Below are 21,902 nucleotides of genomic sequence, written 5' to 3' on the forward strand. Positions count from 1 at the left end.
CTTTTCCTTTCATTTTAGTTTTTAAGATTATTTTGTATAATTAATACATGAAAAACTATCAATATTAGTGTATAAGAATAATAGGTTGTTAAATGTTTGAAATAAATTATATTTAGAATTCAGAGAAAAAGTATATAAAATAACATCTTATAGATTTAATTTATAAAAATAAAATATCTTATTCCCTGAATTCCTTTAAAATCGAGAGATTAGTTGTTATTTACCAATTCCTCTTTCTGATAATTTTTCTAACATATCTTTAGTCATTTTATCTAAATTATAATTAAATTTAAAGTTCCATTCTTCTACTGCGCTACTGCTATCTAGAGAATCAGGCCAAGAATCAGCTATACTTTGTCTTACTGGGTCTACATCATACTCCATTACAAAGTCAGGGATATATTTTTTTATAGAAGCAGCTATTTCCTCAGGAGAAAAACTCATAGCAGTAATATTAAAAGCATTTCTATGAATAAGTTTATCAGCTGGAGCTTCAATTAAATCCACTATTGCCTGAAGTGCATCAGGCATATACATCATATCCATTTTAGTGCCTTTTGCTATATAAGATTTATATTTCTTATTTTTTAATGCTTCATAATATATATCAACTGCATAATCTGTAGTTCCTCCACCAGGAGGAGTAACATAAGAAATAAGACCTGGAAATCTAACACCTCTAGTGTCTACTCCAAATTTTGAGTGATAATAATCACATAGTAACTCACCAGAAACTTTAGTTACACCATACATAGTATTAGGTCTTTGTAGTGTATCTTGAGGAGTCATATTTTTTGGAGAATTTTCACCAAATGCGGCAATTGAACTAGGTGTGAAAAATTTACAATCTAGTTCTCTAGCTATTTCAAGTCCATTTATTAATCCATTCATATTTAAATTCCATGCCTCTAAAGGCTTGCTTTCAGCAACTGCAGAAAGTAGAGAAGCTAGATGAATTATAGTGTCCACATCGTATTTTTTAGCAATTTCAAAGAAGCGGTCTTTATCTGTAACATCTAATATTTCAAATATACCAGATTCACACACAGTGTTTCCATCTTTTATTCTTCTTGAACTAGCAATTACATTTTTATCTCCATATTCGTTTCTAAGTTTTATAGTTAATTCTGAACCTATTTGTCCTAATGCACCTGTTATAAGTATTTTTTTCAATTTGACAACCTCCTTGGGGTTTGATTTATGTAGTATTGCTTATTTTTATTTTAGCAAATCTTTTGTTTAAATACAAAGGATTAAACTCAATAATATATTGTTTAATTTAATAGAGTTCAATTACTGTTTAAAAAAGTAATATTCAAAGACATATTACATAATACTGGTAAATTAGATTAAATTATTATAAATAGATATAGATTGTGTGACTAAGTCACAGAAATTAAAATAAATTTAAGATATAATAAAATCATATCATTTGAAATATTTAGTAGAGGCAATTCCATAAATAAAAAGTAATTTAAATTTAGAAAGCTATAAACTTAGATATTGTAAACATAAGTTAGAGTTTATAGTTGTAGAAATGTTATATAACAATATTGATACTATTATAATATTAAACAGTAATAAAATATATAAAATAAAATCTGAAAGGAAGTATAAAAATGACAAGACCATCAATATATCATAGCCAAGGATACACTTGTGCAGAAGCGTTAATAAAGTCTTATAATGAAGAACATAACACAGATATACCCATTTCAATAGGAAGTGGTATGGGGGTTGGAATTACTGTTGGAAGTGTCTGTGGAGCTGTAAATGCAGCTATTGTTATAATCGGTTATCTAAATGGAAGAAAGAGTAATTTGGATGAAAATATGGCAAGAAAGTATTCAAGAGAATTAATGAATAGAGTAAGAGATAGATACAGCACAGAAATATGTGCATCCTTGAAGAAAAATAAAGTAAGTTGTGAAGAAATAATAAATTTCACATATGATGCTTTAAATGAAATGCTAGAAAGTCAAAAATAATCATAGAGAACAAGTATTTTATATTTAATAAAATACTTGTTTTTTTTATTATTTTCAATATATTATAATTTAAAAATCAATTTTATTATATTTTAATCGAAATAATTTACTTGAAACAATAATAATTGATAAAAAAATATAAATACTGCAATTAAGAAAATGTAAATGATTTAATATTAAATGAGTTGTTATATTTATTAATATAAAGTGAAATAAACTAATGAGTAAATTTATAAATTATAAAGAAATATATAAGAAAATAAAAGAGATAATTAATGTAATATAAAGTAAAAAAGCAAAAAAGTATATAATTTATTTATAAAATAAAGAAAAAATAGAATTTCAAGATAAAATGCAAAGATTATATCATAATATGGTATAATTAGTAAAAATATAGAGATTGGAGGAATTGATTTGTTTATAGAGGAAGAATTAGAAGGATATATATTAAAATGTAAAATATCTGAAGACTTTAAAGATAAGCCCGGATATAGTGATGAAGAGTTTTACGTTACAGTCTATAAAGATGAAAGTTCTGACTCTGGGTATTATGCTTTACTAGAAAATAAAGAAGAAAAAGTAGTATGGGATGGAGAAGTCGTTGCCAATAATATTTTTAATAAACTTTGGGTTGTAGTAGACAAAGTTAAAGCTGGATAATAATGTAATTATATAGTAATTATAATACTTTAAATGGATTTTTATATATATGAGATGAGTAAATAACAAAGATTATTCGATACTGGAGGGGTAGTTCAATGGAATATAGTTATAGCAAGATGAATCTAAAAAAAGGGGATATTGTAGAAGTAAATTTAGAGAAACAAGCTAATGTAATATTGCTAGATCATATAAATTATGTGAAATTTAAAAATCAAAAAAATTATGATTACTATGGCGGGTTTGCCAAGAAAAATCTATGTAGAATGAGAGTACCTAATACAGGAACATGGTATTTGGTTGTAAATCAAGATGGAAATAGTGGAATAGTTGGTTTTTCAATTAATACAATTCAAAATTAATTTGATTAAAAAATAGCTACACACTCTCGTGACTTTAGTCGTGAGTTAGTAGCTAAGGTAGACAGGATATAGGGAAACTTATATGTAGAGATAGGATATAATCTATCCAATACTACTTGAAAATATCAGAGATTATTACTTATTGTGTATTTTATATAATTAACATAAAATTAATAAATAGTTATTATAAAATAATAATTTGTAAAGATATATTTGTATATACCTTTACAAATTATTTATAATACTTAATTTTTTATTGTTCTTAACTAAATTATATATGTTAGTAAAATTTATACTATTAAAATTATTGTTAACATAAAGCTCCACCTTTAAGGTGTAGATGAGCATCAAGTATGTCTTCTTTTCTTTCTAAAACATCATCTGATAAAAGCATATCTATAAATTTATCAACACCAATCCTGTCAATTGTTATTCCAAAGCGTTCTCCTGTTTTACCTTGTTCTCTAAATAAAAGAATTGCTTTTTCAATTAAAGTCATAAGTTCTTGTTTTGAAAACAATCTATCGATTTGTGTTCCAGGACGAACAGATTTTCCCCATTTTCCTCCTATATACACTTTATAACCAGATTCTTTTTCTTCAATACTGTCAAAATTACAACTTTCTATGCATTTTCCACAGTTATTACATAAATTACTATCTATTTCAAGTTTACCTTTATCTGTTAATTTAGCTGCTTTGACAGGACAGACTTCCATAACAGCACATTTTTTACAACCAACACAAAGCTCAGAGTCGTAATCAGGTACACGTTGACCAATAATTCCAAGGTCATTTAAGTCAGGTTTAATACAATTATTAGGGCATCCTCCAACACCAATTTTAAATTTATGAGGTAGCTTTACATCATACCAACCTTTGTAAAATTCTTGATGTATTTCAGCAGCTAGTGCCTGTGTATCAGTTAAACCATGAACACAAACAGTACCCTTACAAGCTACAACAGGACGAACTCTTGAACCAGTTCCACCTGTGATTAGATTTTCACTAGCAATAAATTCACTTAAAGCTTCAATGTCTTCAAATTTTACACCAGGTAACTCTACTGTTAATCTAGTAGTAAATGCTAACTGACCATTTCCGAATTTTTCAGCAGCTTCTGCAATCTTTTTTGCTTGAGATGTATTTATTACGCCATTTACAGTTATTATACGCGCTGCAAAATGTTCTCCATCTCTGCTTGGTAAAAAACCTCTACCTTTTAATTCTTTTTTTTGTTCTGCTGTAATATTACTCATAATTACTCCTCCATTACCTTAAGATTTGGATAAAATAGTATTCCACCTTCAAGAACTTTAGTATTTGTATAGCCAAAGCGTCTTAAACGATTTTGAGCCATATAACTATTTTTACCTTTTGCACATATAAGAAGGATTTTTTCATCCTTAGAAAGACCTTCAATTTCTCCATTAATCTCTCCAACAGGAAGATAACGTAAGCTAGGAATAGAAGGAGCTTTTGAAACATCTATTTTAGTCCAACTATTAAAGTCTTCTATTTCATCAAGTAAAACGCTATCAAGTTCTCCATTAAGTTTGTTTTGTAAAACATTTACTGCTACTACAAATGGATGGATAGCAGTTGAAAAAGGCGGTGCATATGCAAGGTCCATACTTTCTAATGAATAAAGGTCAGCTCCTAAAGTTATTGCAGTGGCAGATATATCTACTATTTTATCGACAGCTCCAGGTCCCATAACTTGAACACCCAATAATTTTCTAGTATCTTTTTCAGCAACCATTCTTATAATAAAATTAGATGCACCTGGATAATAGTGAGCTTTGTCATCAGTAGCTATAGTTACAGAACAAATATTATAACCTTCTTTTTCAGCAGTTTCTTTACTTAGCCCTGTTTTTCCTGCATTGAGTTCAGGTAATTTTACTACTGTTGTTCCAAGGACACCATTGTAGGCTTTAGATTTACCAGATATATTTTGTGCACAAATTCTACCTTCATGATTTGCAGATGAACCCATAGGTGACCATGTAGGTTTATTTGTTAAAGCATTTTTTACAAATGCACAATCTCCAACTACATATATATCTTTATCGTTTGTAAGCATATATTTATCTGCAATAAGTGTTTTATTTGGAGCAAATTCTAGACCTGTATCTTTTAGAAAGTCTGTGTTAGGGCGAATCCCAACTGACATAACTACTAAATCTGTTTTAATGACTCTATTTTTAGTACGAAGTTTTTCGACCTTATTTTGACCTTCAATGCCTACAACTTGGTCACCTGTAAAAATCATTATACCTTTATCAGCCATATGATTTTCAACATATTCAGCAAAGTCGGTATCAAATCCAGGCATAACATGTTCAGCCATATCAATAACACTTACACGTATGCCCATTGCAGAAAGGTTTTCAGCGATTTCAAGACCAATAAAACCTCCACCGATAACAACAGCTCTCTTAACACCATCTCCAATAGAATCTCTTAGTGTTATAGCATCATTTGGAGTGCGCATAAAGAATACTCCAGATAAGTCAATGCCAGGTATTGGTGGTTTTATTGGGTCTGCTCCTGTAGCAATTACAAGTTTGTCATAGCTTAAATTTTCTTCTTTTCCTGTTGAAATCGTTTTCAAAATTACTTGTTTTGTAGCTCTATCAATAGAGGTAACTTCAACACCACAACGAACTTCTGCTCCTGTTAGCTTCGAAAAACTTTCAGGTGTATTGACAATTAAAGATGATTTATCTTTAATTATATTGCCAACATAGTATGGTAGACCACAACCAGCATAAGAAATATCTTCACCTTTATTTAGAATTGTAACAGAGCAGTTATCACCCATTTCACGTTTTATTTTTGCAGCAGTCTTTGTTCCAGCGGCAACTCCACCTATAATCAATACTTTCACAATATATCACACTCCAATCTCTTTTATAACTCTATGCTAAAATTATAGTTCTTGACAATACATTTGTAAAATACTAAAATATTAATAAAATCATAAGTATTTACTAATGTTTGCTAAGGTTGTGATAATATGACTATTCGCAGTCTTGAGATATTTGTTAAGGTTGCCGAGTGTGGTAAAATGAGTGAAGTAGCAAGAAATATGTATATTACACAGTCATCAGTTAGTCAAGTCATTTCAGAAATAGAAAAAGAGTATGGAGTTAAGTTATTTGAAAGAATTTCAAAAAAATTATATTTGACAGAAGCAGGAAAAAAACTTCTTGGATATGGGAGGCATCTTTTATCTATAAATGAAGAAATGAATGATTGCATGAAACACTGTGCAAAAAATATTCGTATAAAAGTTGGAGCTACAGTAACTGTTGGAACATGTGTAATAAGCCCAATAATACTAGAGTTATATAAAGTAAATCCTTTGATAGAACCAGAAGTATTTGTAGAAGATACAAGGTTGATTGCAAAGAAACTACTTAATAGTGAATTAGATATTGCCATTGTAGAGGGCAAAATAAAGCATCCAGATATTGTTACAAAAAGCATTATTAATGACCATTTAGTGCTTATATGTTCTAATAAGCATGAGTTTTACAAAAGAGATTACATAAACGTTTCAGAACTTTCGAATCAACCATTAATTATGCGTGAGTTGGGAAGCGGTACAAGAGCGCAGTTAGAAAATCAGTTAAAAGAATTGAAAATCCCAATGAATATTAGATGGTCATGTTATAATTCTGAAGCTATATTGAGAGCAGTTGTAGATAATTTTGGTATTGCAGTTATATCTGAATTACTTGTTGAAGATTATTTAAAAAAGCATCTTTTATGGTCTTGTGATATTGAGGGTATCAATTTACAGAGGACATTCGACATTGCATATCATAAAAATAAATTTTTTACAGAAAATATCTCATCATTTTTTGATATTTCAGTAGAGTTTGGAAAAAAGCAAATGAGAAAAAAGAATAAAAAAATGAATGTTTTATAACATATTAAAAATAAAATAGGAAATAAAAAAAGAGTATATTAATATACTCTTTTTTTATTCGCCTATGCTACTAAATAGATTTAGTTTAAAAAATATCTTTACTATTTTAAATTAATATTAACCTAAATTAACACCAAAGTTTCCACATAGTCCTGCAAGACCATCTTCGAAACCAGAACCTAAAGCATTGAACTTCCATTCTTCATTATGTCTATACAATTCTGCAACTACTATTGCTGTTTCTATGCTAAAATCTTCACCTAATTCATATTTAATAAGTTCTTCGTTAGTTTCTTCATTGTAGATTCTTATATATGAATTTTCAACCTGTCCAAAATTTTGTCTTCTTGTTACAGCTTCATTTATAGTAACTGTAAATGATATTTTAGCAATGTCTTGTGGTATTTTAGATAAGTCTACATTTATTTGTTCATCATCACCATCACCAACACCTGTTCTATTATCACCCATATATTCAACTGCTCCAGAAGCATGTTTTAAATTATTGTAGAATATAAAGTCTCCATCATTTGTAACTTTACCATTAGCACCAGTTAAAAATGCAGAAGCATCTAAATCAAAATCAAAGCCACCATCATACTTATTAGTATCCCATCCTAATCCTACTACTACTTTTTTAAGACCAGGGTTAGTTTTTGTTAAACTTACTTTTTGTCCTTTTGCCAAAGTTATACCCATTTAAAACAACTCCTTGTTATAAATTTTTTATTGTAATTATTATTAACTATATAAATTAGTTAATTCACGAAGTTCTTCATTTTGACCAATACCTAAAGCATTAAATTTCCATTCTCCATTTCTTTGATAAATTTCACCTGCCAAAACTGTGACTTTACCAGAAAAATCTTCTTGAAGGTTATACTTAAATAGTTCTTGTTTAGAATTTGCATCAATTAATCTTATAAAAGAATTATTCATTTGACCAAAATCTTGATTTCTTTTGTTAGCTTTGTATATAGAGACTCCAAAAATTATCTTATGTACATATTCTGGAATACCATCTAAATTGACCATTATCTGTTCATCATCACCTTCACCTCTTCCAGTTAAGTTATCTCCAGTGTGTATAATAGCTTTAGAAGGATGCTTAAGATTCCCAAAATAAACTAAATCACTCTTAGAACTCATTTTATCTTGGCTAGTCAATGCTATTGCAAAAGCATCTAGGTCATAATTTTTTTTACCTAGTTTGTTCATGTCCCATCCTAATCCTACAATTACATTTTTTACAGGATTATTGTCTTTTACTAAACTTACTCTTTGTCCTTTTTGTAAACTAACACTCATTTTTAGTTCTCCTTTTTGTATTTTAAGTTTTATTGGTAGTTATAAGTGTAAGAATCATATTAGCTCTATTATATACATACTTAGACTAATTTGGCTATATCTATAAACTATTTAATTGTATAATTACGTAAATATTTTTTTAGTTTAAGTATAGCTAGAAAAATTTATATAAAATCTGGAGGTAGTTATGATGGAAGTGTTTTGAATTATTGATAATAAAATAAAAAAGAAATTTAAAAGCAGACATAATTAACATATAAAAAGCTCTGTTTATATATGTTAATTATGTCTGCCATTTGTTTTATATTTATTCTATTTTTTTAAATCCATTACCCAAAGCTTCATGTATATCTGTAATTATGATAAATGCATTAGGGTCGACATTTTTTACTAATTTTTTTAATTCGACAACTTCTTTTTTCTCAACCACCACTAAGAGTACATTCTTATTTTCTCCAGTATAAGCGCCTTCGCCCTTTAGGATAGTTGCACCTCTATCTAAATCTTCCATTATTTTTTTGCTTATATCTTTTGAAAGGTCAGATATGATAGTAAATGATTTTGAATAATTAAATCCTTCAATAAGTAAGTCACTGACTTTTACTAAAATGTATAAAGCTACAGTTGAATAAAGTGCAATTTCAACCTGTCTATTTACTATACCTGATAGAACTACCACAACACAGTCAACAATACCCATCAAAACAGGTATACTAAATGTAGGAAAATATTTATTTAGTAGGAGTGCCATCAAATCAGTTCCACCTGTAGAGCCATTTATTCTAAAAATAAGACCTTGACCAACTCCCATTAAAATAGAGCCAGATATAATTGCAAGATACATATCATTTGTGATATCTAGTGTAGCCATATTTGCAGTAAGCTTAAGTGCTATAGTAAGAAAAATTATTCCTAAAACTGTTTTAAAACAATCTTTCTTTGAAAGTATTTTGTAAGCAAATATGAATAATGGAACATTTAAAATTAAATTGACAATCCAAAGTTCTATACCAAATAGTGCGTTTAAAATAACTCCAAGCCCTGTTATACCACCAGCAGCGATTGCATGTGGATTAAAAAACATGTTAAGAGAAATTGCCATTAATATACAGCCTACAATTAATATTAAAATTTCTGAAAAAGTTATTATATCTTTTTTCAATAACATCACTCCTTATATATAGATTATAATATATATTATATAGTTTTTCCAATTTTTAATAAAAAAAATAAAAATATATTATAAAAATAATTTGATTGGAATTTTCTGAAAATTAATGCTATAATTAAAAATAAATTTAAAGGGAGGTTATAAAATGGCTAAATTAACTCTAGAACATATAAAAGGAAACACGTATTATATTCCACTCCCTACAATAGTAGGTGTATATGTAGATGGTAATGATGCAACTTTAATTGATAGTGGAAATAACAAAGATACTGCTAGACAAGTCTTAAGATTGTTAGAGGAGCATAATCTAAATCCTAAATTAATAATAAACACTCATTCAAATGCAGACCATATAGGAGGAAATGCATATTTGAAGAATCAAACAAAATGCAAAATTGCTACAACTAAAATGGAAGGATATTTTACAGAAAATCCAATACTAGAATCAGCATTTTTATATGGAGGCTATCCAAGTAAAGCACTGAAAAATAAGTTTCTATTAGCAAAAGAAAGTGAAGTTGATTATATTATACCTTCAAATGGAAAAATTGTAGATACAGAACTTGAAGCTATTTCTCTTCCAGGTCATTATTTTGAAATGATTGGTATTAGAACTCCAGATGATGTTTTGTTTGTTGCAGATAGTCTTACACCAGAAAATATAATTACTAAATATCATTTTTTCTTCCTATTAGATATAGAATCACAATTTAAGACATTAGAAAAAATGAGAAGTTTAGAAGCAGATTTCTTTGTTCCAAGTCATTCTGTTAAAACTAGAGATATAAAAAATTTAATTGATATTAATAAAAATAAGATGGAAGAAATAATAGATAATATTAAAAAAGTCTGTTGTGAAGCAATTACAATTGATGAAGTTATTGAAAAAATGTGTGATTTGTATAGTGTTAAACTTGATGCTAATCAATATGTATTAGTTGGAAGTACAATACGTTCTTATATAACATATTTATATGAGAATAAAATGGTTGAATACGTGTGTGACGGTGGCAAGATGTTGATAAAAACTGTATAAATATTAGTTAGAAAGTAATGATAAAAATTAAATTTACTATCAATTTATCACAAAAAATAAACAACAGTACCTCTAAAAGCTTATAAAAGTCTTAAATATAAATTTGTTTTTTACTTTATAACAAATAAATTTTATAATGAATAAGATAAAATAATTGGTATAAATTGACTTATAATTTTATAAAAATAGATGCTTGATTATAAAATTATGTTATAATTTGTAAATAAGAGGATAGATTATAAGCAAATTAAAGAATTTATAGGGGGAAATGGTAGAGATTATGAATAAAAAATTCAAAAAATTCAGTAAAAAAATAAGTATATCAACCTTGGTTTTGACTATATTTCTTTTTAGTAATCTAACTGTAAACGCACAGTTTAAAGAGGATTCAATAATAGGAAATGACAGATATGAAACAGCAGGGCTTATAGCAGACAAACAGAATTATGATACTGTAATATTAGTTAATGGAGATAAAAGTTTATCTGATGGACTTTCATCAAGTGGATTGGCTGGAGCTATTAATGCACCTATACTTTTAACTAAAAAAAATGAGATACCAAAAGCTACTTCGACTAGACTAGACAATAAGACTTTGAATACTGTAAAAAAAGTATATATAATTGGTGGCTACAATACTATTGAAAATTCAGTAGAAAAAGATATAAAAGGAAAAGGTATTGAAGTTGAAAGAATAAATGGAAATAATAGAATTGAAACTAGTTACAATGTAGCAAAAAAAATAAATGAAGTTGGTAAGGTAAAAGAAGTCATGCTGACAAATGGATTTGTAGGAGAGGCTGATGCTATGAGTGTAGCACCTGTAGTTGCAAAAAACAAAGGAGCCATAATACTTACAGATGGTAAATCAATTCCATTTGGCACTGAAGGCTTAAATGTGTACGCAATAGGAGGCAAGTCTGCAATAAGTGAAGACTTAGTAAAGAAAACTAATGCAACTAGAATTGGTGGCAATGATAGGTTTGAAACTAATAAAAAAGTGATAGAGAAGTTTTATAATGGAGCAACAGATTTTTACATAACAAAGGGGTATCAATTGGTAGATGCGCTAACACTATCTCCTCTAGCTAAAGAAAAACCAATCGTTTTAGTTGCTGATGGAAGTAACAAAGGTATTTTAAAAGGAGCTAAAAGCATAACAAAAGTTGGAGGAATTGATGCTAATACATACAAACAATGTCTAGATGTAGTGGAATATAATGATATGAACATAACTCCAAACATTGTAAAACACCTAACTTCAATTGAAGGGAATGAAGTTTCTGAAGTATCTATAGAAATAGATAATTTAGGTGTAGTTGTTGAAAAGACAAATACTGATAAATTTGAATTTGACTATGTAAGTGTGACTAATGAAAAAAATTGTACTTTTTCTGTGAATAAAGAGAGTTCTTCCAATAATGTTAAGGATGGAAAATTGTTTGTAAGTGCTAAGAAAAAAATAGAGAAGCAAGATAGCCCTTCACAAGATATGAATGGCGATAATATGATAAATGCAAATAAAGATAAAATGGTAAATGTTATAAAAATTGGGATTCCTGATAAAGAGTATTCTAATTTTAATGTAGAGGTAGAAAGAGGAACAGTAGAACTTTATAATATTAAAGGTGGAGCTACAGTTAATGTTAATGATGGAATTGCAAAAATTGTCGATAATAGTGTTACATATCCATTTAATATAAATACTAATGATGGTATTTCAGCTGTAACAGCTGAAACTATATCATCTGAAATAAAGTTTAGGTCAAATGATGGAATTGTAGATGTAACAGCTACGAATATAAGTGGAGATATAAGCTTGTATGGAAAAGATGGCAAAGATAACTTTGATGGAATCTTTAAATTAAACTTGAAAAAAGAACCATCAAATTTACACTTGAAGTTGATAGGCAATGGGTTAAATAAGTTACCTGATGGTTGGTCTAAAGATTATATTTTAGGAAATGGGCATCCAGTTATTGAGGTTAAAAATAATGGCATAAACAATATAACACTTGGTGAATAAAATATATGAAAATAAAGCTTATATAATTTTAAAATTATATAAGCTTTACTTAATTATCAATATTTTACTTGTGGCATTATGTACTTAACAGTTGTCTACTTTAGTTGAATTATCTAAGATATTATAAATTTGTTTTGCGAATTGACGAGAATGTTCTTCTTTTTCTCTATCCATGAAACTAGGTTTACCTAAGTCACGCTCAACAAGCATTCCGATATATTTTAATTGAGAATGTTTACAATATCTCTTGATACCGTTTTCCCAGATGTCAGCACCTTTTTCAGGTTTATATCCACATGTTGTAATAAGTGCTAATGATTTTCCTGCCCATAATGCAGGTCCTTTTTCATCACCATAGTATTTGTTCATTCCATACACCAATCTATCAAGTAATGATTTCATTGGTGAAGTGCAGTACCAAGAGTAAATTGGAGTTGCAAAAACAAGTAAATCACACATAAGAATTTTTTTGAAAATTTTCTGAACATCATCTTCATGATAACATCCAAATTCAGAAAAATTTTTCTGACATGTCTTACATGCAGTACAAGGTTCTATCTTACAATCATATAACCATATTACTTCAACATTTGCATTATAATCTTCTAATTCCTCAATAAAAGGTTTTAGAATAGCAGCAGTATTACCTTTTTTCTTAGGACTTCCCATGAGAATACATACTTCCATATTGACACCTCCACAGTATTTTAAAATAGTTTTTAATTCTATAGCAATGTTTGTATAATAAACTTTTAAAGACAAGCTACATAGAATGAAGTTTATTTTATCATAATATCTTAAAATCAATAGTATTATATAAGTGATTTAAAAAAAACAGCTATATTTGTAACTATATAGAATGATAATAAAATTAAAATCATCCATATAAAAATATGATTCTTATATGGATATACCTTATTAAGTTTTTTCCCAATACGCACAAGTAAAATGTACATCAAAAAATATACTAAAAAAACCATTAAGAATTTCATAAATAACCTCACAATTTTAAAGTTTAATATAGTTTTAGGATACTATTATAATATGATAACAACAATATCCTTTTTAAGTTTGTAATAAATTTGAAATAAATTATTTAAAAAAGTAAGTAAAAATGACTATAAATTTATAGAGAATACTCAAATAATGTTTTTAAACTATATCTTTTAATTAAAGGAAATCATTTACAGTATAAAGAACTATAGTTAATTAGATATATATAGTATTTAATTATGATAATATATAGTAGAATATATTATAGGAATAGAGTTATCTAATTTATGAATACATTTATAGGCTTGGAGGTAAAATATGTGCTTAAATGAAGAAATTCAATTTATAGAAGAACATGCACCTTGTTACATATATGATGAGACTAGTATAATCGAAAAGTGTAAAGAACTAAAAAATAATATTTTAGGTTTTGATTTTTTATATTCTATAAAAACAAATCCATATAATGAAATTGTAAAAAGTATTGTAGAACAAGGTTTTGGAGCAGATGCTGCATCAATTAATGAGGTTATACTTTCATCAAAATGTGGAGTTGCCAAAGATGATATATATTATTCATCACCAGGCAAAACAGAATCTGACATAGAAATAGCTTTAGATAAATGTATAATTATTGCAGATAGTATCACAGAAATAGAACTTATAAATAAAATCTCAAAGAAAATCGATAAGAAAACTAAAATAGGAATCAGAATAAATCCTAATTTCACCATGGATGATGATAATACTATATCAAGTAAATTTGGTATTGATATAGAAGATATTGACAGTGTCTTTAAAATGCTAAGCATTTGTGATTATATATCTGTAGTTGGAATTCACATACATATTAAATCTCAAGTATTGGATTTTGAAAAGTTGGGTTGTTATTATGAAAAATGTTTTCTTATAGCTTTAAACCTAAATAAAAGTAAATATATTAATATCGAATTTATAAATTTTGGCAGTGGGCTTGGAGTAGTGTATGATAATCTTAGAGAGAATCCTGTTAATCTTAAAGAACTTTCAAGGTTAACTAAAAAGATTGTCTTAACTAATTCAAATACATTGAAGGCAAGACTTCTTATTGAATCAGGACGCTTCATAGTCTGTAAAGCAGGTAATTATTATGTTAAGATTGTAGATATCAAAGTATCAAGAGGGAAAAAATACCTTATTGTAAAAAATGGACTTAATGGATTCATGAGACCAATTATTTCTAATCTAGTTGAAAAGGTTACTTATGGGGTAGAATTAGAAGGTCAAGAACCACTATATACATCAAATAATGCATTCTCTGTTTCAGTATTAAATAATATAAAAGAAGAAGAGTATGTAAATGTTGTTGGAAATCTTTGTACTTCATTAGATGTAATAGCGAATAATGTTAAATTGAAAAAAGCAAATATAGGAGATTTGATTTCTATTAGTAATGCTGGAAGTTACTCATATTCATTATCTCCACTATTATTTTCTAGTTATGAGATTCCAAAACAATATTATAAGAGAAAAGACGGATATATTGAATAAACTATGTTTTAAATATTTAATCTAGAATAGATATAAATTTTTAGGTATAGTGATGGATACAAATATAATTTTAATTTAGAGCGATAAAAGGTATAGAGAGTATAATAACTCTTTATACCTTTATTTATTTTAAGAATTTACTATTTCAACAATTGTACCTTCTGGAAATAATGTTCTAAAAATAAATCTAACTAATGGCCCTGCAATTAACAGTTGTAGTGGTAATGCAACAATAAAATTGTTGGCTATATTTATAATCCATATAGTGATAAGTGTATTAGGACCCCCAATTGATTTAATAGCTCCAAATAAAGACATACAGATGACCATTCCACAAACCATACAACTCGATATAACAATAGCTTTTATAATTTGTTTAGCATCTGGATTTATAATACGAAATGCTATTTTTTTTGCGATATTAGAAACAATAAACCAGTCAAAAATCATAGCTATAACATATGTAGTTGGAAAATCCAACCAAGCACTTTTAAACGTATCTAATGAGAATTTATCATGTATAGAAATATTGTAAACGCTCATAAAAAATACCATAAAGGCACACATAAGTACTGTAAATATTAAACTTTCTTTTCTATTTTGTGGCATATTCATTTACCTCCAAGTGTAATTTATTTATATTAGGATTATACATGAAGAAAAATTTTGTCGTAAGTAAATTTTTTAAAATTTGAAATTTATTTTTTGAAATAGACATAAATGAAAATAAAAAAATTTTATTTTTTATAGTTATCCATGGAAATTGGTTTTTTTTAACTTTATAATTAATAATATAAGGTAATAAAATTATAGTGTTGCCAAAAAATTAAAATATAGGGGGTGTAGTTCTATATGGAATTGTGGAAAAGAAATTTATTTGTATGTTGGATAGGGATGTTCTTTAGTTCTATAGGTATGAGCCAAATAGCACCTATACTTCCACTATATATTAAACAGTTAGGTGTAACTGATGTTGGTTTAATACAACAGTATTCAGGTATAATTTTTGGATGTACTTTTGTAGTAGCAGCATTTTTTTCACCAATTTGAGGTAAAGCTGCTGATAAATATGGAAGAAAGTCAATGCTTCTACGTGCAAGTATTGGTATGGGAATAGTGATATTTACCATGGCATTTGTACAAAATGTTTATCAGCTATTAGGATTAAGGATTCTCCAAGGTGTTTTTACGGGTTATGCTACTGCGTGTACTACACTGATTGCAACTCAGACAGATAAAAATCACTCTGGTTGGGCTTTAGGTACACTTGCAACAGCATCAACTACTGGTTCCTTAATCGGACCAACAGTAGGAGGATATATAGAATCAATTTTAGGGCTTAAAAGTGTTTTTATTATAACTGGAGGATTATTATTTGTATCATTTATCATATCTATTCTATTTGTAGTAGATAATTTTAAACCTAAAGAAACAACAAAGCCAATTTCTATAATTAAAGAACCATTAAATCCATTGCCAAATAAATTTTTAATTGCATCAATTTTTGTAACTACATTTATTACTCAGCTAGCGTTGTATTCTATAGAACCGATTGTAACAATATATATATCACAACTTACAAATTTTGCATCAAATGTAGCTTTAATAGCAGGATTAACATTTTCTGCATCAGGATTGGCAAACTTATTAGCGGCTCAAAGGCTTGGAAAAATATCAGACAAAGTAGGGCCTCAAAAGGTATTACTGATTTCACTTTTATGGGCAGGAGTTATATTTATACCACAAGCTTTTGTAAGAACTGCATGGCAATTGATGTTATTGAGGTTTTTATTAGGATTATCAGTAGCAGGGCTTAATCCTTCTGTAAATAGTTTATTAAAAAAAATTGCACCAGAAGAATATGTGGGGAAAATATTTGGATATAATGCATCTGCTCAGTATATAGGTTGTTCATCAGGAGCTTTTTTAGGGGGACAAATATCAGCACATTTAGGTATTAGGACAGTATTTTTTTCAACAAGTTTATTGTTATTTGTGAATGCATTTTGGATGTATAAATTTACTGGTTTATTTACTAAGAATGATGTAAAATAAACTTTAAATTTTGATGAGTAGATAAGACATGCTTTAGTATTATATAAAAAACTAATTAAGATTATATATAAAAGAATTCATTTTTATGAATTCTTTTGTTCTTATTAACCTAAAAGTTGTGCTTTGATAACTTCCTTGTGGCATCTGTTTGGCTGTTGTATAATGATAGAAATTATAAAAATATAGACTTCAATATATTTGAAGTAAGTGTTTCATTATATTTTTAAAAAACGATATGGAGGAATTTAATAATGCAAGTTGATAAAAAAAAATCTATCGCAGAACAGTCGAGAATATGTCTAATTGAATCTTTATTATCTTTGATGTCAAAAAAAGATTATAGCAGTATAACTGTAACAGAAATTGCAGAGAATGCCTTACTATCACGAAGAACATTTTATAGAAATTTTAACAGTAAGAGAGAAATACTTGAAACATATTGCCAAAATTTATGTCAGGAATATATTGAATGTTTTAAGAATGAGAGTGATTTATCATTAAGTAATGTGACAGAACTATATTTTTCATTTTGGCAAAAACATATTGAATTTTTAACTATGCTAAATAAAAATCATCTAATGTTTTTTTTATTAGAAAAGTATAACGAGTTTCTTCCTATTATCTATAAAATCTATAAAGGAGATGATAATAAGTTTAATATTCAAGAAGAAGTTACATATGCTATACTCTTTGTTTCTGGAGGATTTTGGAATATACTATCTGAATGGCTAAAAAACGGATTTGCCCAGACACCCAAAGAGATGTCTGAGATAATTCTAAAATCTATGAATTTATTTATAGAGGGTAAATAATTATAATATATAAACTAGAGCTGAAATTTTGTTCATGAAAACCTTCCTTCTAGGATATTACATTTGTGATATAAAATATGTTTTACTATAATCCACATAATTTAATTTCATGATGTAGAATAAACGATTCTTATGTAATTTATTATAGAATTATATCAAGAAATAGCTTATGGTAAAAATTGGAAAATATTATTATCGACAAAATCTTTGACTTAAAAACTATATTGCGATAGTATTAATTTAATAAAAGTATGAGAGGGGCGTTAGGCTATGACAATTTCAAAAATACCACAAGCAGAATTAAAAGTTATGAAGTTTATTTGGGAAAAAAATGATACAGTAACATCAAAAGAAACTATTGAAGCTATGGAGCAAAAATATGGATGGAAACAAACAACTACATTAACACTTTTATCAAGACTTGTTAAAAAACATTTTTTAAATGCAGAAAAAATAGATAGATATACTCATTACACAATAGTTGTTGGCCATAAAGAGTATTTAAGCGTTGAGACAAAAGATTTTTTGAGTAATATACATGATAATTCTTTACAGAGCTTGATTTCAGCATTACATGATGATGAAGTTATTGATAAAGATGTACTAGATTTATTTGAAAGTCATTTTAAAAACTTAGAAGAGGAGTAATTATATAAGTTAAAATTCTAAGTTTTTAATAGATGGCTGAAAAAATCCATAAATGGTATTATTTAATCAGTTACTCACTATTCATAAAGTAATATTAAATAGGTCCTAATTTAGTAGAGTACCTAAAACAATTGGAATAGGGAGTATCAAATTAAATGATACCACTTATCCTAGTAAATATCGATTTTTTAACATTTAAAATGATTTTATAACATATCAATATTCCTAAGTCTAAGTTATTATTTTTATTCAATCATATTAAAATCTACTTTATTATTTTTAATTGTTTAAAAGATAAATTTGTTTTTTCTTATTTATATATGAGGTAAATGTAAGAAATACTTTTTATATATTTTAAATTTATTGTTATTAATTAGATTATTAATACATCACAACTTATTTTAAAAATTTATTAAAAAAATTAAGTAATTATACCAAATCTAATTGTATCTTTGTGCTATAATTAGTATGTATTTTTTATTATATTATTTTATAAAAAAATATAATTTAATTATTACTGAGGATATTATTATGTTAGATACATTTATAACACTTGTCTCTTCCATTGTAGAAATATGGGCATGTAAAAAAATTTTTGATTATACAAGTAAAGCAAAAATTAATTTTAAAAAACTAAATATATATTTCTTAATTTCTGTTTTTATTATTATTTCTTCTTTCTATATAAATATTGGAGCGGATAATAGAATTTGGATATGCATACTTATAACTGCTATCTTTTATAAGCTTAATTACAAAGTCAATATATATAAATGTCTAGTAATTTCTTTTTTTTATTGGTTGGTATTGATAGGTATAAATGCATTAAGTATGTTATTAGTAGTATCCATAAATAATTTGGATAATATGAATATTTTACTTAGTGGAAATTTATATAGGTATGAAGCTATATTCTTAGGGAAATTAATCTTAGTTACATTGCTTTATGTTTATAAAATTTCTAGTAAAAATTTTATAATTAGTAAAAAAGAGATATACATATGTGTTCCCATTATAGGAAATTTATTGTCATTTTTTATACTCTATGATTATATTATCAATCTTGTGAAAATTTCTCCAGAGAAAAGAATTGCTTTTTTAGCAATAGTTTTCTTATTAATACTATCTAATATTTCAATATTTGTATTAATACGTATAATACTTAAAATTAAAGTGAAAAAAATAATATAAATTATTTACATAAAAAGGAGATAGCAAATATATCCAAATGCTATCTTCTAACATAATCCATTTCAACTAAAAATTCACTTATAAATAGATATATTTATAAACAAATTAAGCTACCAATTCAAATATAAATTCTAATAAAATTCATTTAGAGAAAAAGTTAATAATTACTTTTTTATGTATAATTTTACATGGACTTATAGAAAGGTTATTTTATTAAAGACAGATATAAGTATAAGTAGAAATATAATTTAAAAAGGTGCTTTTAACTTTAAAAAATAATGTTAAAAAGTAAACATATACCATAACCTAAAAAGCAAGACTTTAAATCTTTTAAATGAGTCAATCTTACATATATTTCCGATAGATTATATTGATAAAAAACACTAAAATTAAATTAATAAAGTACTTGGAGGGATGTAAATGAAAGATGAAAATTTTATTAATATTGAATACGAAGATAAACGTTTTTCAATTAATATCAAAGAGATTTTGTACATAGAGAAACAAGAATATGAATCAAAGATTTATACCGAAAATGGTAATTACGAAGTTGGAGAAAATGCTCCTAGTATAAAAAAATTAATGAAAGAAGAAAATTTTTTCAAATGTAGTAATAGTTATATTGTAAATTTAGATAAGTGCGAGTTTTATCTTAGCAATAATTGTATTTTTGTAAATAATAATTTTATAAGAATTTTAGGTTCAGAAAGAAAAAAGAAGTTAAAAAAGAAATTAGAGAAATTATATGATTATGAAGATTAATTTTGAGAGGCTGTATTTTATACAGCCTCTTTATTTATTTATTATTAATAAATTTCAAGTTATGATAAAATATAAAACAAGTAACTTATTTAAATATAAAATTCTTTTTAAGAGAAAGGAAAAAGATATGGGAGATTATAATAAAATAGTTGAATCAAAAGATGATGTAGATACGAATAGAAGAAAATTAAAATATCCTTGTATCTATAAACATTTTAAAGGAAAATACTATGCTACAATGGGGCTTAGTAAGGCTACCAACAATGATGATATAGAAAATATTTGTAAATTATACAGCAAAGAAGATTTAAATAAAAACGAAAATAAATATAAGATAGTTATTAGGCACACTGAAAGAGAAGATGATATCTGTGTATATATAGATTTAGATGGAAAGTTTTATCATAAGGAAGAAAAAGACAAAAATGATTTAGTTCTATATAAGACTTTATACGATGATACAGGTATATTTGCAAGACCTTTGGATATGTTTTTATCAAAAGTAGATATAGATAAATATTTTAATCCAATCCAGAAATACAGATTTGAAGAATTCTATAAGTAATATGTGAAAATTATTTTTTATAAATTTATAAAAGCTCTGTTATAGAACAATAACTTGTGTAAATATAAAAGAGATTTATTGAAGATAATATACTAGATTAAATTATAAAATAGAACAAAGTAAAGTATTATATGATATAATTAAGTTTTGAGAAGTACTAATTTATATTTAATAAAAATGGGCATATATTAGGAGGGCATATGGGAAATACTTTTTATATAGTAAGACATGGACAAACAGATTGGAATCTTTTAGGGAAAACACAAGGACATGGTAATTCGGACCTTACTCCTCAAGGGATAGAACAAGCAAAAGAACTTTCTGAAGATATTGGAAAATATTCGATTGATTATATTTTTAGTAGTGACTTAGGAAGAGCAATGCAAACAGCTCAAATTTTAGGGGATAAACTTAACCTTGAAGTTCAAAAAACAGAAGCACTTAGAGAAATGGGTTTTGGAGTTTGGGAAGGACTTTTAATAAAAGAGATTCAAAAAGATTATTCAGATATATATTCAACATGGAGAAATGAACCACACTTAGTAAACATACCAGAAGGAGAAACTCTTAAACTCATAAAAGATAGAGTAGATGCTTTTATAAAAGAATTAAATGAAAAATATGATGATAAAAATATAATTCTTGTCACTCATTCAATCACATTAAGAGTTATGTTATTATCATTTTTAGAATCAGGTATGGAAAATATATATAGAATCAAGCAGGATAATACTGCTTTAAATATAGTAGAATTTAAAGATTATGGCCCTGTTATAATAAAAATGAATGATACAAGCCATATAAAAAATCATGTAAAGATAAATAATTCTGCATTAGAGTAATAATCAATTATAAG

At 26.7% G+C, this 21,902-nt stretch carries 22 protein-coding genes; 14 read left to right on the forward strand and 8 right to left on the reverse strand.

The annotated features are described in order from the left end of the window. Positions 1 to 216: 216 nt before the first annotated feature. Positions 217 to 1,173, reverse strand: a complete 957-nt coding sequence (locus ACTG46_RS09710; RefSeq protein ID WP_054270272.1) for an L-threonine 3-dehydrogenase — start codon at positions 1,171 to 1,173, stop codon at positions 217 to 219. Between the two features lie 446 nt (positions 1,174 to 1,619). Here ACTG46_RS09710 and ACTG46_RS09715 point away from each other — a divergent pair, with 446 nt between their 5' ends. The 3 genes from ACTG46_RS09715 to mrpB all read left to right on the forward strand — a co-directional run bounded on the left by ACTG46_RS09715 (position 1,620) and on the right by mrpB (position 3,010). Further along, entirely contained in the window at positions 1,620 to 1,988 is a 369-nt protein-coding gene (locus tag ACTG46_RS09715; protein WP_054270273.1) for a C-GCAxxG-C-C family (seleno)protein, read from the forward strand. Between the two features lie 414 nt (positions 1,989 to 2,402). Continuing rightward, on the forward strand, positions 2,403 to 2,648 hold the full coding sequence (locus ACTG46_RS09720; RefSeq protein ID WP_054270274.1) for an MrpA family protein: 246 nt from the start codon (positions 2,403 to 2,405) through the stop codon (positions 2,646 to 2,648). Positions 2,649 to 2,746: 98 nt separating this feature from the next. Next, a complete protein-coding gene (gene mrpB, locus ACTG46_RS09725) occupies positions 2,747 to 3,010 on the forward strand; it encodes a DUF1883 domain-containing protein MrpB (protein ID WP_054270275.1) in 264 nt (87 codons plus the stop codon). A gap of 310 nt (positions 3,011 to 3,320) precedes the next feature. Here mrpB and ACTG46_RS09730 read toward each other — a convergent pair whose 3' ends face one another. Beyond that, positions 3,321 to 4,268: a 4Fe-4S dicluster domain-containing protein gene (locus ACTG46_RS09730; RefSeq protein ID WP_479924019.1), complete on the reverse strand. Its 948-nt coding sequence runs from the start codon at positions 4,266 to 4,268 to the stop codon at positions 3,321 to 3,323. 2 nt (positions 4,269 to 4,270) lie between these two features. Further along, positions 4,271 to 5,902: an FAD-dependent oxidoreductase gene (locus tag ACTG46_RS09735; protein ID WP_479924020.1), complete on the reverse strand. Its 1,632-nt coding sequence runs from the start codon at positions 5,900 to 5,902 to the stop codon at positions 4,271 to 4,273. A 129-nt stretch (positions 5,903 to 6,031) separates the two neighbouring features. Here ACTG46_RS09735 and ACTG46_RS09740 point away from each other — a divergent pair, with 129 nt between their 5' ends. Continuing rightward, complete coding sequence (locus tag ACTG46_RS09740; protein ID WP_054270278.1) at positions 6,032 to 6,949, forward strand: LysR family transcriptional regulator; 918 nt, start codon at positions 6,032 to 6,034, stop codon at positions 6,947 to 6,949. A 117-nt stretch (positions 6,950 to 7,066) separates the two neighbouring features. Here the strand turns inward: ACTG46_RS09740 and ACTG46_RS09745 are convergent, their stop codons facing one another. From ACTG46_RS09745 to ACTG46_RS09755, 3 genes are all read right to left on the reverse strand, one after another. Further along, the gene (locus ACTG46_RS09745) at positions 7,067 to 7,648 is read right to left on the reverse strand and encodes a TerD family protein (protein WP_054270279.1); all 582 of its coding nucleotides are present in this window, start codon (positions 7,646 to 7,648) and stop codon (positions 7,067 to 7,069) included. Between the two features lie 42 nt (positions 7,649 to 7,690). Then, a complete protein-coding gene (locus ACTG46_RS09750) occupies positions 7,691 to 8,257 on the reverse strand; it encodes a TerD family protein (protein ID WP_074179380.1) in 567 nt (188 codons plus the stop codon). Positions 8,258 to 8,564: 307 nt separating this feature from the next. Further along, positions 8,565 to 9,425, reverse strand: a complete 861-nt coding sequence (locus ACTG46_RS09755) for a YitT family protein (RefSeq protein ID WP_054270281.1) — start codon at positions 9,423 to 9,425, stop codon at positions 8,565 to 8,567. 148 nt (positions 9,426 to 9,573) lie between these two features. Here ACTG46_RS09755 and ACTG46_RS09760 point away from each other — a divergent pair, with 148 nt between their 5' ends. Beyond that, positions 9,574 to 10,464 carry an MBL fold metallo-hydrolase gene (locus tag ACTG46_RS09760; protein ID WP_479924021.1) on the forward strand — a complete coding sequence of 297 codons (891 nt, stop codon included), beginning with the start codon at positions 9,574 to 9,576 and terminating at the stop codon, positions 10,462 to 10,464. Between the two features lie 268 nt (positions 10,465 to 10,732). Then, entirely contained in the window at positions 10,733 to 12,490 is a 1,758-nt protein-coding gene (locus ACTG46_RS09765) for a cell wall-binding repeat-containing protein (protein WP_479924022.1), read from the forward strand. 84 nt (positions 12,491 to 12,574) lie between these two features. On the opposite strand, the gene ACTG46_RS09770 is transcribed toward ACTG46_RS09765, so the two are convergent. Continuing rightward, positions 12,575 to 13,177, reverse strand: a complete 603-nt coding sequence (locus ACTG46_RS09770) for a flavodoxin family protein (RefSeq protein ID WP_054270283.1) — start codon at positions 13,175 to 13,177, stop codon at positions 12,575 to 12,577. 624 nt (positions 13,178 to 13,801) lie between these two features. On the opposite strand from ACTG46_RS09770, the gene ACTG46_RS09775 reads away from it, so the two are divergent. Beyond that, positions 13,802 to 15,013, forward strand: coding sequence for a diaminopimelate decarboxylase family protein (locus ACTG46_RS09775; RefSeq protein ID WP_054270284.1), 1,212 nt, complete (start codon positions 13,802 to 13,804; stop codon positions 15,011 to 15,013). A gap of 129 nt (positions 15,014 to 15,142) precedes the next feature. Here ACTG46_RS09775 and ACTG46_RS09780 read toward each other — a convergent pair whose 3' ends face one another. Further along, positions 15,143 to 15,622 carry a DUF2798 domain-containing protein gene (locus tag ACTG46_RS09780; protein WP_074179376.1) on the reverse strand — a complete coding sequence of 160 codons (480 nt, stop codon included), beginning with the start codon at positions 15,620 to 15,622 and terminating at the stop codon, positions 15,143 to 15,145. 243 nt (positions 15,623 to 15,865) lie between these two features. Here ACTG46_RS09780 and ACTG46_RS09785 point away from each other — a divergent pair, with 243 nt between their 5' ends. From ACTG46_RS09785 to ACTG46_RS09815, 7 genes are all read left to right on the forward strand, one after another. Continuing rightward, the gene (locus tag ACTG46_RS09785) at positions 15,866 to 16,063 is read left to right on the forward strand and encodes a hypothetical protein (RefSeq protein WP_021384623.1); all 198 of its coding nucleotides are present in this window, start codon (positions 15,866 to 15,868) and stop codon (positions 16,061 to 16,063) included. Between the two features lie 33 nt (positions 16,064 to 16,096). Further along, positions 16,097 to 17,068 (forward strand): MFS transporter, encoded by a 972-nt coding sequence (locus ACTG46_RS09790; protein ID WP_479924023.1) that lies wholly within the window; start codon positions 16,097 to 16,099, stop codon positions 17,066 to 17,068. 251 nt (positions 17,069 to 17,319) lie between these two features. After that, the gene (locus tag ACTG46_RS09795; RefSeq protein WP_479924024.1) at positions 17,320 to 17,880 is read left to right on the forward strand and encodes a TetR/AcrR family transcriptional regulator; all 561 of its coding nucleotides are present in this window, start codon (positions 17,320 to 17,322) and stop codon (positions 17,878 to 17,880) included. Positions 17,881 to 18,150: 270 nt separating this feature from the next. Next, the gene (locus ACTG46_RS09800) at positions 18,151 to 18,528 is read left to right on the forward strand and encodes a BlaI/MecI/CopY family transcriptional regulator (RefSeq protein WP_054270288.1); all 378 of its coding nucleotides are present in this window, start codon (positions 18,151 to 18,153) and stop codon (positions 18,526 to 18,528) included. 1,611 nt (positions 18,529 to 20,139) lie between these two features. Next, positions 20,140 to 20,481, forward strand: a complete 342-nt coding sequence (locus ACTG46_RS09805; RefSeq protein ID WP_054270290.1) for a LytTR family DNA-binding domain-containing protein — start codon at positions 20,140 to 20,142, stop codon at positions 20,479 to 20,481. A 127-nt stretch (positions 20,482 to 20,608) separates the two neighbouring features. After that, positions 20,609 to 21,046 (forward strand): DUF1653 domain-containing protein, encoded by a 438-nt coding sequence (locus ACTG46_RS09810; RefSeq protein ID WP_223195487.1) that lies wholly within the window; start codon positions 20,609 to 20,611, stop codon positions 21,044 to 21,046. 200 nt (positions 21,047 to 21,246) lie between these two features. Continuing rightward, entirely contained in the window at positions 21,247 to 21,888 is a 642-nt protein-coding gene (locus tag ACTG46_RS09815) for a histidine phosphatase family protein (protein WP_054270291.1), read from the forward strand. Positions 21,889 to 21,902: the final 14 nt, after the last annotated feature.

The sequence above is a fragment of the Clostridioides sp. LIBA-7678 genome (genome assembly GCF_056716065.1).